This is a genomic window from Massilia phyllosphaerae, from assembly GCF_034659755.1.
GTDB classification, from domain to species: domain Bacteria; phylum Pseudomonadota; class Gammaproteobacteria; order Burkholderiales; family Burkholderiaceae_D; genus Telluria; species Telluria phyllosphaerae.
Window position 1 is genome coordinate 482,964 of record NZ_JAXSQX010000005.1, and the last position, 12,962, is coordinate 495,925.

At 68.6% G+C, this 12,962-nt stretch carries 6 protein-coding genes and 1 tRNA gene; 5 read left to right on the forward strand and 2 right to left on the reverse strand.

The window, feature by feature from the left end:
• The first annotated feature begins 7 nt into the window (after positions 1-7).
• A complete protein-coding gene (locus tag U1H99_RS20905) occupies positions 8-3,529 on the forward strand; it encodes a hybrid sensor histidine kinase/response regulator (RefSeq protein WP_323143639.1) in 3,522 nt (1,173 codons plus the stop codon).
• Positions 3,526-4,431, forward strand: a complete 906-nt coding sequence (locus U1H99_RS20910) for a diguanylate cyclase (protein ID WP_323143640.1) — start codon at positions 3,526-3,528, stop codon at positions 4,429-4,431. The genes U1H99_RS20905 and U1H99_RS20910 overlap by 4 nt, the downstream gene beginning before the upstream one ends.
• A 50-nt stretch (positions 4,432-4,481) precedes the next feature.
• Here the strand turns inward: U1H99_RS20910 and U1H99_RS20915 are convergent.
• Positions 4,482-4,552, reverse strand: a tRNA-Cys gene (locus tag U1H99_RS20915).
• A 183-nt stretch (positions 4,553-4,735) separates the two neighbouring features.
• Between U1H99_RS20915 and lldD the strand changes: the two genes are divergently transcribed.
• From lldD to U1H99_RS20930, 3 genes are read left to right on the forward strand one after another with little or no spacing between them, the layout of a single operon-like run.
• On the forward strand, positions 4,736-5,866 hold the full coding sequence (gene lldD, locus U1H99_RS20920; RefSeq protein WP_323143641.1) for an FMN-dependent L-lactate dehydrogenase LldD: 1,131 nt from the start codon (positions 4,736-4,738) through the stop codon (positions 5,864-5,866).
• Positions 5,867-5,883: 17 nt separating this feature from the next.
• Complete coding sequence (locus U1H99_RS20925) at positions 5,884-7,434, forward strand: CocE/NonD family hydrolase (RefSeq protein ID WP_323143642.1); 1,551 nt, start codon at positions 5,884-5,886, stop codon at positions 7,432-7,434.
• Between the two features lie 21 nt (positions 7,435-7,455).
• Positions 7,456-9,585, forward strand: coding sequence for a family 43 glycosylhydrolase (locus tag U1H99_RS20930; protein WP_323143643.1), 2,130 nt, complete (start codon positions 7,456-7,458; stop codon positions 9,583-9,585).
• A gap of 51 nt (positions 9,586-9,636) precedes the next feature.
• On the opposite strand, the gene U1H99_RS20935 is transcribed toward U1H99_RS20930, so the two are convergent.
• Entirely contained in the window at positions 9,637-12,864 is a 3,228-nt protein-coding gene (locus U1H99_RS20935) for a TonB-dependent receptor (protein ID WP_323143644.1), read from the reverse strand.
• Between the last annotated feature and the right edge of the window lie 98 nt (positions 12,865-12,962).

The window sequence follows — 12,962 nt, forward strand, 5'->3', positions numbered from 1 at the left end:
TCCTCCCATGCCGAACCTTCGCTCCCTTCCTGCACTGCAGGTGCTGCGCAGCCTGATGCTGGCCATGCTGCTGGCGCTGGCGTTCCCCCTGGCCATGGCCGGCGCGGTCGTCGCACCGGCGGCATTGGTGCTGGACGACGCCACGCCGCACATCGAAGCCTGGCCGGCAGCCACGGTGCTGCGCGACCCTGGCGCCAGCCTGGCACCGGACGCGCTGCTGGCGGCGCCGCAGCGGTTTACGCGCCCGGACGGCGCCTACGCCACGCTCGGCATGGAAAAGGCGGTGGTCTGGGTCCGCGTGCCGCTGCAGGTGGCAGCGGGCGGCGACGGCAGCTGGGTCTTGAAGCTCGACTTCGGCCTGCTCAAGCGCGTCGACATGTATCTGGCGCGCGACGGCCGCATCGAGCAGCATGCGGTGGCCGGCGGCGCGGTGGCGCAGAGCGGGTCGCTGGGCACGCCGGCGCCGGCCTTCGTGCTGCGCCTGCAGCCGGGCGCGCGCTACGAGGTACTGCTGCGGGTCCTGACCAACGGGCCCAAGATCCTGCCGCTCAGCCTCGAGAAGCCGGCCACTTACGCCAACGCCACCATGAGCGAGTTCCTGCTGCAGGGCGTGCTGGGCGGCTTGAGCCTGTGCCTGCTGCTGTACAGCCTGGCCCAGTGGGTCAACCTGCGCGAACACCTGTTCGGCAAGTACGCGCTGCTGACCGGCAGCATGGCCATCTATAACCTGTCGTGGTTCGGCCTCGGCGCCCACTACCTGTGGGGCGGCAATGCCTGGTTCACGATCCACGCCGGCGGCACGGTCGCCCTGATGGCGTCCTGCGGCGCCTACCTGTTCGTCGAACAGGCGCTGGCGCGCCCCGGCATGGACCGCATCTTCTCGCGCCTGATGAAGACCGGCGCCGTCCTGTGCGTGCTCGGCGCCGCCGCCTTCGGCTTCGACCTGATCGACGACAAGGTACTGGTCGCGATCGTCGGCAGCCTGGGCATCATGCCGATGCTGCTCGGCCTGCCCGGCGCCTTCCAGCGCGCCCGCCGCGGCGACGCCGTCGGCACCTACTTCCTGGTCGGCTGGGCGGTCGCCTTCGCCGGCTCGGTGATCGCGGCGGAGCTGATCAAGGGCCGTCTCGGCGCCAGTTTCTGGACCCTGCACGGCGTGCAGCTGGGCAGCACCTTCGAGATGATCCTGTTCATGCGCATCCTCGGCCTGCGCACCAAGGGCATCCAGGACGCCATGCTGCGCGCCGAGGAAGCGACGCGCCTGAAGTCCGAATTCCTGGCCAACATGAGCCACGAGATCCGCACCCCGATGAACGCGATCATCGGCATGAGCCGCCTGGGCCTGATGGCGGATCCGGATCCGAAGCTGCGCAACTACCTCGGCAAGATCCTGGGCGCCGGCGAGCACCTGCTGGGCGTGATCAACGACATCCTCGATTTCTCCAAGATCGAAGCCGGCCGCATGACGCTGGAAGCGGTCCCCTTCGACCTCGACGAACTGCTCGAGCACCTGTCCAGCCTGACCGCGCTGAAGACCGACGACAAGCGCGTCGAACTGGTGTTCTCGGTGCCGCGCGGGGTGCCGGCGCGCCTGGTCGGCGACCCGCTGCGCCTGGGCCAGGTCCTGATCAACCTGACCAACAACGCCGTCAAGTTCACCGACGAAGGCGAGATCGTGGTCGCGGTCGAGGTGGCCGAACGCACGGCAGACGGCGTCCTGCTGCGCTTCTCGGTCAGCGACACCGGCATCGGCATGGACAACGACCAGCTGGCGCGCCTGTTCCAGTCCTTCAGCCAGGCAGACAGCTCGATCACCCGCAAGTACGGCGGCACCGGTCTCGGCCTGTCGATCTCGAAGCAGCTGGTCGAACTGATGGGCGGCCGCATCGAGGTCGCCAGCACCCCGGGCGTGGGCAGCCGCTTCAGCTTCACGGCGCGCCTGGGCGTCGGCGATGCCACGACAGGCGACCCACGTCCCTCGATCGGCGCGCTGCAGCAGATGCGCGTGCTGGTGGTGGACGACTGCGCCAGTGCGCGCGGCGCGCTGGTCGACATGCTGGACGGCTTCGGCATCAAGGCCGATACGGTGGACTCCGGCGGCGCGGCGCTGGCGAGCATGGCCGCGGCGGCCGGCGACGGCAAGCCCTACCAGGCGGTGCTGATGGATTACCTGATGCCGGAGATGGATGGCGTCCAGGCGATCCGCCGCATCCGCGCCGACGCCGGTGTCGTGGGTGTCGCGGCGCCGCCGGCGATCCTGATGGTCAGTGCCTGCACCCGCGAAAGCGTGCTGGCCCAGGAAGGCGAGCTGCCGCTGGCCGCCTTCCTCACCAAGCCGGTCGGCCCGGCCCTGCTCTACCACAGCCTGGTGCAGGTGCTGCGTCCCGAGCTGGCCGCGGATGCATCGTCGCCAGGCACTGCATCTGCAACGACCAGCAATCACGCCGATGCGCCGGCGCCCCTGGACGGCGCCCGCATCCTGCTGGTCGACGACAACGCCAACAACCGCGAGGTGGCGCTCGACTTCCTGACCGCCGCGCGCGTGCAGGTGGACGTCGCAACCGGCGGCCTCGAGGCGGTCGGGATGGCGGCCAGGAACGACTACGACCTGGTGCTGATGGATATCCAGATGCACGAGGTGGATGGCCTGAGCGCCACCCGCCGCATCCGCGCGCTGCCGCAGTGCGCCGGCGTGCCAGTGATCGCAATGACCGCGCATGCCATGGCCGGCGACCGCGACAAGAGCCTGGCGGCCGGCATGAACGACCACGTGGTCAAGCCGATCGACCCCGACCTGCTGCTGCGCACCCTGGCCAAGTGGATCGACCCGGCGCGCCTGGCCGGACGCAGCGTGCCGCCGGCCGCGATCGCCGACGCCGGCTTGGACGAACAGCGGGACGCCGGCCATGGACTGGCGCCGGTGCACGGGATCGACTGGCAGCGCGCGCTGGCCAGCGCCGCCGGCCAGCCGGCGCGCCTGCACAAGCGCATCGCCGGCTTCGTCCAGGAATACCGCGCCGCGCCACAGGCGCTGCGCGACGCGCTGGCGGACGGCGACTATGCGCCGCTGGCGTCGCTGGCGCATAACCTGAAGTCGGGCGCCGCCTACATCGGCGCCATGCCGCTGGCGGCACTGGCAGGCAGCCTGGAAGGCGAATTGCGCGCCGGCAGCCACGCACGCCTGCCGCTGCTGGTGCCGGACCTGATCATGGCCCTGGAAGGCGTGCTGGCCGGGCTGGCGCGCGCCGCTGTACAGGCCACCCCGGCCGCCCCGGCGTCGGGCGTCGCGACCGGAACGGCAGCCGATCTTGCTGCCTTGACCACCGCACTGGCAGCCTGGCTGCACGACGGCGACGCCCGTGCCGACGATGCGCTGGCGGCGCTGCGGCAGGCCTTGCCGCAGCCGTCCCACGCGGCCGCGCTGGCGGCGCTGGCCGCGGCCATCGGCGACCTCGAATTCGACGCCGCCCAGGCGCAGCTGGCGGCACTGGTGCGCTCGCTCGACCTCGAAATGGAAACCCAGGCATGAACCCGGTCGAACCCCAGAAAGTCCTGATCTGCGACGATGATCCGATCAACCGCCAGCTGCTGGCGGAACTGCTGAAGCCCGATTACACGGTGCTGCTGGCGAAGAACGGCGAACAGGCGCTGGAACGCGCCGCCCGCCTCATGCCCGACCTGCTGTTGCTGGACGTGGTCATGCCGGACATGAACGGCTTCGACGTGCTGCGCCGACTGCGCGCCGATCCGGCCACGGCCCAGCTGGCGGTGATCTTCATCTCCGGCCTGGACCGGCCCGAAGACGAAGCCAACGGCCTCAAGCTGGGCGCCGCCGACTACATCGCCAAGCCCTTCAACGCCACGGTGGTGATGGCGCGCGTGGCGCTGCACCTGCAGATGGTGCGCCAGCGCCGCATGCTCGAGCGCCTGGCCAACGTCGACGGCCTGACCGAACTGGCCAACCGGCGCCGCTTCGACGAGGTGTATGCCCAGGAATGGTCGCGCGCCCAGCGCAGCGGCACGCCGCTGTCGATCGCCCTGCTCGACATCGACGCCTTCAAGCAGTACAACGACCATTACGGCCACCCGGCCGGCGACCGGGCGCTGCGCGCCGTGGCGCGGGCGGCGCGCAAGGCGATGCGCCGTCCGGCCGACCTGGCGGCGCGCTACGGCGGCGAGGAACTGGTGCTGATACTGCCCGAGACCGGCGCCGACGAGGCGCGCGGCGTGGTCGACGGCCTGTGCGCGGCGCTGGCGGAGCTGCAACTGGCGCACGCGGCGTCGTCGGTGGCACCGGTGCTGACCGTCAGCGTCGGCGGGGCGACGCTCGGGACGCACGGCGCCGAAAGCGCGGCCGCGCTGTTCGAAGCGGCCGACAATCACCTGTATCGGGCCAAGCAGGCCGGGCGCAACCGGGTGGTGTGGCGCTGAATCGGAACTTGGGAGGAAACGGCTGGATGCCGTGAATCTGGAGGGGAAATAGGCGAGGACAGGAATTGAACCTGTCTGGACGGCTTTGCAAGCCGTTGCATAACCTCTTTGCTACCTCGCCACAACCGATAGTACGCGCCCGGGAAAAACCGGTACGGAAGCCGGTCAATCGATCATTTAAAGCATATCAATATGCGCAAAATGATCAGTTCGCTGCTCACATCCGTGTCCGGCACAGCGCCGGGTTGACAGGCAAGGCCCCGCGCCGTCATTCTTGTCGGGCTTACCATCTCCCGACCCGAACATGATCATTTCTTCCGCAACCGACTACCGCGAAGCGGCACGACGCAAGCTGCCGCCCTTCCTGTTCCACTACCTCGACGGCGGCTCCGGCACCGAGTCCACGCTGCGCGCCAACGTCGGCGACCTGCAGGAGGTGGCGCTGCGCCAGCGCGTGCTCAAGGGCTCGGAAAGCCTCGACCTCGGCACCGAATGGTTCGGCGTCAGGCAGGACCTGCCGATCGCGCTGGCGCCGATCGGCCTGGCCGGCATGTATGCGCGGCGCGGCGAAGTGCAGGCGGCGCGCGTCGCGGCCGAACGCAACATCCCGTTCATCCAGTCGACCGTGTCGGTGTGCCCGTTGCAGGAAGTCGCAGCGCAGTCGGCGCGCCCGATCTGGTGCCAGCTGTACGTGCTGAAGGACCGCGGCTTCATGCGCGACTACCTGCGCCGCGCGCGCGAACTGGGCATCAAGACGCTGGTCTTCACGGTCGACATGCCGGTGCCCGGCGCGCGCTACCGCGATGCCCATTCCGGCATGAGCGGGCGCAGCGGCCCGCTACGGCGCGTGTTCCAGGCCATGCTTCACCCGCGCTGGGCCTTCGACGTCGGCGTGTTCGGGCGCCCGCACGACCTCGGCAACATCTCGGCCTACCGCGGCAACCCGACCGGCCTGGTCGACTACATGGGCTGGCTGGCGGCCAACTTCGACCCGGGCATCGACTGGTCCGACCTGCAGTGGATCCGCGACGAGTGGAACGGTCCGATGGTCATCAAGGGCATCCTCGACGCCGACGACGCGCGCGACGCCAAGGCCTTCGGCGCCGACGGCATCGTGGTCTCGAACCACGGCGGGCGCCAGCTGGACGGCGCGCTGTCCACGGCCAAGGCCCTCCCCTCGATCGCCGCCGCCGTGAAAGGCGACCTGACCATCTTCGCCGACTCCGGCATCCGCACCGGCCTCGACGTGGTGCGCCTGCTGGCGCTGGGCGCGGACGGCGTGCTGATCGGCCGGGCCTTCATCTATGCGCTGGCGGTGGGCGGCGCGGCCGGCGTGCGCAACCTGCTGGCGATCCTGGAAAAGGACATGCGGACCAGCATGGTACTGACCGGAGTGAAGTCGGTGCGCGAGATCGACGGCCGCATCCTGGTCTGAATACCTGAAAGGAAGTCATGCGCAAACTGCTGCTGTTGTTCGCAATCGGACTGGCATCCCACGTCGCGGATGCGGCCGCCCCCGCCTTTCCCGGCGGACCGGGGCCATACGGCGTCGGACTGCGCGTCGTGCAGTTGCACGACCGTTCGCGCGCCTACCAGGAAAAGACGGACATGGTAACCGGCATGCCGACCGATGGCGAACGCGCGCGCCCGATCCAGGCACTGATATGGTATCCGGCCGAAAAAGGGGCGGGCACTCCGGTCCGCTACGCCGATTACCTGCGCACCGCGGCCACCGAAGACCATTTCGGGCGCGATGCCGCGGCGACCGAGCGTTTCGTCGCCGATTACATGCAGGACAACTACCCGGTCCTCGACCCGCGCCAGACCAGGACCGCGCTCGACCAGCCGATGCTGGCGCGGCGCGACGGCCGGCCGGCTGCGGGACGCTTCCCGATCGTGATCTACGCGCCGGGTTCGAGCATGTCCGCGCATGAAAACGCCGACCTGTGCGAATACCTCGCCAGCCATGGTTACCTGGTCGTCGCCAGCGCCAGTATCGGCGTGCATGCGCGCAGCATCGACCTCGACCTCGTCAGCGCGGAATCCGAGGCGCGCGACATTTCCTTCCTGGTGGGGTATGCCGCGACCCTGCCCCAGGCCGCCACCCGCCACGTGGCCGCCATGGGCTACAGCTGGGGCGGCCTGGCCAACGTGCTGGCCGCCGCGCGCGACGACCGGATCGCGGCGCTGGTCTCGCTCGACGGGTCGGTGCGCTACCACCCGGCGGTCGTCCAGCAAGCGGCGTATGCGACGCCGGAACGCCTGGCGCTGCCGATGCTGTACCTGGGCGGCAAGCCGTCGACCGTCGAGGCCATGAACCGCTCGGCACAGGTGGCGGCAAGCTACAGCCTGATGAACCGGATGAAGTACGCGACGCTGTACAACGTGACCATGGACACCATGACGCATGCCGCCTTCCAGGCGGAAGCGCTGCGGCTAGGGCCCGAAGACCGGTTCGGCGACTACTCGCGCGAGGAAGCCCTGCTCGCCCACGGCTGGATGGGACGCTACGTGCGCGCCTTCCTCGACGCCTACCTGCGCGGCGACGCGGCCGGCCTGGCCTTCATGGGCAACAAGCCGGCGGCGAACGCGGTGCCCCCCCACCTGCTGGCGGTCGACATCCACCAAGCCGAAGGCGAACCGGCGACGCTGGCGACGATGGCCACACGCTATGCCCGCCAGGGCCACAAGGAGCTCGAGACGATCTATCGCGACATGCAGCGGCGCGACGCCGCTTTCAAGCCGGAAGAGCGCGCGCTGATTTCATGGGGCGAGCGCTTCCTGGACCTGAAGCGGTATGCCGAGGCGATCGACATCTACCGCCTCGCCACCAGCCTCTATCCGGACAGCGGGCGTGCCATGTTCTACCTCGCGATGACCTACGACCGGCAGCGCGACAACGTGGCGGCGATCGCGGCCTACCGGCGCGTGCTCGGCTTCTGGCCCGACATGGCGGATGCGAAGCTCGCGATCGCCCGGCTCGAAGCGGAAAGCAGGCACTGAGACCGACATCCTGGAGGAGACTTGAGTCAAGCACACCCCACCCACCCGCAGTGCCGCAGCCTGCCGCGCAGGCCGCGCACCTGGCCCCTGCTCCTGTGCGCGATCCTGGCGGCCCTGCCCGCCGCCGCCCAGCAGGTGCCGCGCCCGGCCGCCGGCCTGTCGAGCGCCACCTGGACCGCCGACAACGGCAACGGCACTTTCACCAACCCGCTGTTCTACGACGAATTCTCCGACCCCGACCTGATCCGCGTGGGCGACTGGTTCTACCTGACCGGCACCACCATGCACACCATGCCGGGCCTGCCGGTCCTGCGCTCGCACGACCTGGTCAACTGGGAATTCCTCGCCTACGCCGCCGACCGCCTCGACTACGGCCCCGGCTACCGGCTGGAAGACGGCAAGGGCATCTACGGCCAGGGCATCTGGGCGCCGAGCCTGCGCTACCGCGACGGCACCTTCTATATCTTCAGCAACGTCAACCGGCGCGCCACTCAGGTCTACAGCGCGCCAGATCCCCGCGGCCCCTGGACCCACCGCGAGATGAAGCGCGGCCTGCACGACCTCTCCGTGCTGTTCGACGACGACGGCAAGGCCTACGCGGTCTGGGGCCACCAGGACATGCACGTGGCCGAGCTGACGGCGGACCTGACCGACATCGTCCCGGAGACCGAAAAAGTCGTGTTTTCCAAGACCGCCGGCATGGGCGAAGGCGCGCACTTCTACAAGATCGACGGCCGCTACTACATCATCAGCGCCAACTATGCCGGCGGCTTCCGCATGCCGGCCGCGCGCGCCGACCACGTCTTCGGCCCCTACGAAGTCAACGAGGCGATCAGCCGCGACGAAGCCTTCGGCCTGGCGGGCGGCCATGGCCTGAAGCAGACCGGCGACTCGTCCGCGATCGCGCCGCCGCAGCCGGGCAAGTCCGCCGGACCACTGCACCAGGGCGGCATCGTGCTGACCCCGGCCGGCGAATGGTGGGGGTTCTCGATGATGGATGCGAACGCGGTCGGACGCCTGACCGCCCTGTCGCCGGTGACCTGGAAGGATGGCTGGCCCTGGTTCGGCCTGCCCGGCAACCTGGGACGCACGCCGCGCACCTGGGTCAAGCCGAAGACGGACAAGGGGCAGCCGATCCGCGTGCCATTCAAGCGCAGCGACGATTTTTCAAGCACGGCGCTGCAGCCGCTGTGGCAATGGAACCACGTGCCGGTCGACGGCAAATGGTCGCTGACGGAACGTCCCGGCTTCCTGCGCCTGCACGCGCTGCCGGCGGCATCGTTTTGGGACGCGCGCAACAGCCTGACCCAGCGCGCCATCGGTCCGCGCTCCTCGCCCACGGTGGCGCTCGACGCGGCCGGCATGCGGCCGGGCGACGTCGCCGGCCTGGGGCTGCTGAACCTGCCGTACGCCACCCTCGGCGTCGAAAAGACCGGCGCCGGCCTGGCCATCGTGCTGTTCGACGGCGCGCGCGCCGCCACCCGCCGGATCGCGCTCGCGGGTTCATCCAACACCGCGCGCGTGTGGCTGCGCGCCGACTGCGATTTCCTGAGCGAGCAAGCCCGCTTCTCGTACTCGCTGGACGGCAAGACCTTCCAGCCGATCGGCGAGCCGTTCACGATGGTGTTCCAGCTGACCACCTTCCAGGGCGTGCGCTACGCCCTGTTCAACTACAACACGCAGGGCAAGGAAGGCGGCCACGCCGACTTCGACAGCATCGACGTCTACCAGCCCACGCCGCATGGCCTGATGCGCGCCATCCCCTACGGCCAGTCGATCCGGCTGGCCGGCACCGGGACCGGCGCCGGACTGCATGCCGACGGCGCCGAGCTGTCCGTGGCGGCACCGACCCCGTTCATGGTCGAGGACCTGGGCCTGGGACGCGTCGCCCTGCGCGCCGGCACGCGCTACCTGACAGTCGGACCGGACGGGCGCGCGGCGCTGTCTCCGGGACCGGCAAAGGAAGCGCAAGGCTTCCAGTGGAGCGAGACCCTGAACGGCGAACTGCTGCTGATGTCGCTGGCCACCCGGCGTTACCTGCGCATCGATCCGGCCACCGGCACCATCGGCGCCGACAGCCCCGGAGCGGGTCCGGACGCACGCGACTGCGTGCGCTTCTCGTGGTCGCCGGCAGCGGCGGCGAGACAATAAAAAAACCCCGGCGCCGCAACGCCGGGGTTGTCCACTGCCTGGCCTGCCGACTTAGAACGCGGTCCGCAGCGACATCGTATAGCTGCGGCCCGGATCGTTCTGGTCGTACACGGCGTTGGTGAACTGGGTGTAGTTCTGGCTCTTGGCCCGGTTCAGGTTCCACACGCTCAGCGTCAGGTCGGTGTTGTAGCGGAAGCCGAACATGCGCTGCAGGTTCAGACCGGCCGACAGGTCTACCTGCGAGCGTCCGGTCGAATACGCATACACGCCGGGCGCCAGGCCGGTGCTGGTATTGCTGATCAGGCTCGAGGTGTACTGGCGCGACACCCGCATGTTCAGGCCATTGCGCTCGTAGTAGACGGTCAGGTTGTTGGTACGCGGCGGCACGCCTGCCACCGGCGGCGAACCGGCCACTTCGTCGGTCTGCTTGGTGTAGGTGAAGTTGCCGGTGAAGCCGAAGCCCTTGACCGGCAACATGTCCAGCGGCTGCTGCCAGGTGAATTCGAAACCGCGCACCTTGAGCTTGGTGTTGATGTCGTAAGGCTCGGTGATGATCACGTGTTTCTGGTCGCGCCCGCCGGCGGCATCGACCGCCGCCTGCTGGGCGTCGGTCAGGCCCACCGTGCCGTAGATCTGGTCCAGCTGGGACAGCGTGTAGTCGACCAGGCGCTGGCCCGGACGGCTGACGATGTCCTTGGCGAAGCCGGACAGCGCCACGTAGCCCTCGCGGCTGAAGTACCACTCCAGCGCCAGGTCGAGGGCGTTGGCCTTGAACGGCTTCAGGTTCGGGTTCGACACGCTGCCCTGGTTGACGCCCTGGTCGCCGATGGTCAGCTGGGTCTGGTGCAAATCGGCCGGGTTGGCGCGGGTCATCGACTTGGAGCCGGAGACGCGGGCGATCAGGTCGCGCGTCAGGTTGTAGGACAGGTTAAACGACGGCAGCACGTTGTGGTACTTGGTGGTCTCGTAGACCCAGGTCTGCACGTTCGGATAGCGGCCGCCGTTCTGCAGGTTCTGCGCGGCGTTGCGCGGATCGGCCGGGTTCTGCGGCGCGCCGATGGTCTGCTCGGTGGCGGCATAGCGCACGCCGGCGTTGTAGCGCAGCGTGTGGCCGAACACCGGCAGCCGGCCATTGGTCTCGACATAGAAGGCGCTGACCTTTTCGCGCAGGTAGCCGCCGCCGGCGGTGGCCACGCCGTACATGTGCTCCTTGAAGTACTGGTAATTGGTGTCCTTCGCAAACTGGTCCCAGTCGACGGTGATGAAACCGTGGTCGCTCTTGTGCACGTACTTGGCCAGGTCGGCATTCGTCACCTTCGAGCCCAGGTAGACCAGCGGCGCGGTCTGGCCGGCGCTGACGCCGGTGCCGTAGCCCGGATACAGGGTCGGCGCCACGGCCACGCCCGGGGTCGAGCGGCCGTCGCACTGCCCTTGCAGCGCGGTGTTCGGCGCATAGAACTGGTAGCTCACGTTGTTCCCGCAGGTGTAGTTCATCCACGCCTCGGGATTGGTGAAGTCGCTGCCGGTGAAGCGGCGCGTGATGTCGTCGAACGAGCCGCCGACCTTGATCGCGAACTTTTCCTCTCCCCAGTTGAGGTTCAGGCGCGTGCCCTTGGTCGTGTTGGTGCGCTGGTACAGGTCGGTGCGCAGGCCGGACAGGTTCTGGCCCGCCTGGTACCAGCCGAAGGCGCTGGGGTCGTTGATGTCGATGTTGCTGGTAATCTTGGGGATCTGGCCGGGATCGGTGTTGCTGTAGTTGATCAGCGACGGCGCCGAGCGGGTCGCCACCAGTACCGACGGCGTGTCGCGCCAGAAGCCGCTGTCGGTGTAGTTGACGTGGCCGTCGATCGTCAGCTTGTCGGTGGCGCGCCATTCGAAGCCCGGGTTGAGGCTGCGGAAATGGGTATTCTCCTGCAGCGGACGGAATTCGAGCGACCAGAAGGTGTTGGCCAGCGTCGCCTGCGTGATCGTGCAGTAGGCCGAGCAATCGCTGCGGTCGAACTGCAGGCCGATCGGGATCGGGGTGTTGGCGCGCATGCCGACGTTCATCGACTCCTGCGTCATCTTGTTGCCCTTCTGGGCGAACAGGGCGTCGAGGTAGAAGTCCCAGCTTTCGTTCGGCTGCCACTGGAAGCTCAGCACTTCGCCGCGGCGCTTGCGCGCGCCGTCGTAGACCAGGTAGCGCGGCAGGCGGCCCATCAGGCCGTTGTCGATCTGCTGGATGGTGGCGCCGGGGTTCAGCGCCAGCAGCATGTTGCGGTCGATCGCCGCGCCGGGCTTGAGCACCGCCTGCGCGTAGGCCGGCAGCAGGTTCATCGGCAGCCCCGAGGGCACGGTGGCCGGGCTGTTGAAGTAGTCGCCGCCGAGCGACGCCGGGTCCGAGCCGTTCCTCTGGTTGGCATTGAGGCGGAAGGTGCGCATGTCGACCGTCTGGAACACGTCGGTGTGGTACTTGGTATTGCCCCAGGCGAAACCGGCCAGCGCCCCGACCTTGCCGAAGCGCGTGTTCCAGGTATTGCTGACCAGGGCCGAGCCGGTGTTGCCCCACTTGCCGTCCTGGTCGCGGTAGTTGCCGCTGGCGGTGAAGGCCGAACGGAAGCCGGCCTTGTCGAACGGACGCACGCTGCGCATGTTGACGGTACCGGCCACGCCGCCTTCCATGATGTCGGCCTGCTGGCTCTTGTACACGGTCGCGCTGCGGAACAGTTCGGACGGCAGGAAGTCCATGTCGACTTCGCGGTTGGCGCTGATGGTGCCGCCCCAGCTGCCGGCCGACGCCGCCGCCATCGGCGCGCCGTTCAGCAGCACGCGCGTGAAGGCCGGGCCCATGCCGCGGATCGAGATGCTCATGCCCTCACCGTCGATGGCGGCGCGCTGCACCCGCACGCCCGGCATGCGCGAGAGCGCGTCGGCGATGTTCGGATCGGGGAACTTGCCGATGTCTTCCGAGAACACGGTGTCGGTCAAGCCGTTGTTGTCGCGCTTTTCATTGGCCGACAGCGCCAGCGAGCTGCGGTAGCCGCTCACGTTCACGGTCGAGATGGCGGCTGCCCTGGCGTTGCCGTTGCCGGTGGCGGCCACCTTGTCGGGCGTGGTGTCGGTGGACTGCGGCGCCGTCTGCGGAACGGTCGCCGGTGTGCCGGCCGGGTCTGTGGCGCCCGGTGCCGCACTCGTTTGCGCGTAGGCGCTCGATATCATGCCCGCCAGGACGGTCATCACGAAAACCTCGCGCCCGGCATCCAGCCGGCGCCGCGCGGCACCTTTCCAGTTCTTGTTCATGGTTTGTCTCCTCTGTTGTTGTCTTCTCGCGTGGCACTGCTTTGGTGCCACTCATGCTTCTACACTAATATATAAGCAATTTATCGGAGTAAATACGG

Bases quoted from the DNA above. Each gene is read 5' to 3' on its own strand.
- U1H99_RS20905 (WP_323143639.1), top strand. From the start codon at position 8: ATGCCGAACCTTCGCTCCCTTCCTGCACTGCAGGTGCTGCGCAGCCTG.
- U1H99_RS20910 (WP_323143640.1), top strand. From the start codon at position 3,526: ATGAACCCGGTCGAACCCCAGAAAGTCCTGATCTGCGACGATGATCCG.
- lldD (WP_323143641.1), top strand. From the start codon at position 4,736: ATGATCATTTCTTCCGCAACCGACTACCGCGAAGCGGCACGACGCAAG.
- U1H99_RS20925 (WP_323143642.1), top strand. From the start codon at position 5,884: ATGCGCAAACTGCTGCTGTTGTTCGCAATCGGACTGGCATCCCACGTC.
- U1H99_RS20935 (WP_323143644.1), bottom strand. From the start codon at position 12,864: ATGAACAAGAACTGGAAAGGTGCCGCGCGGCGCCGGCTGGATGCCGGG.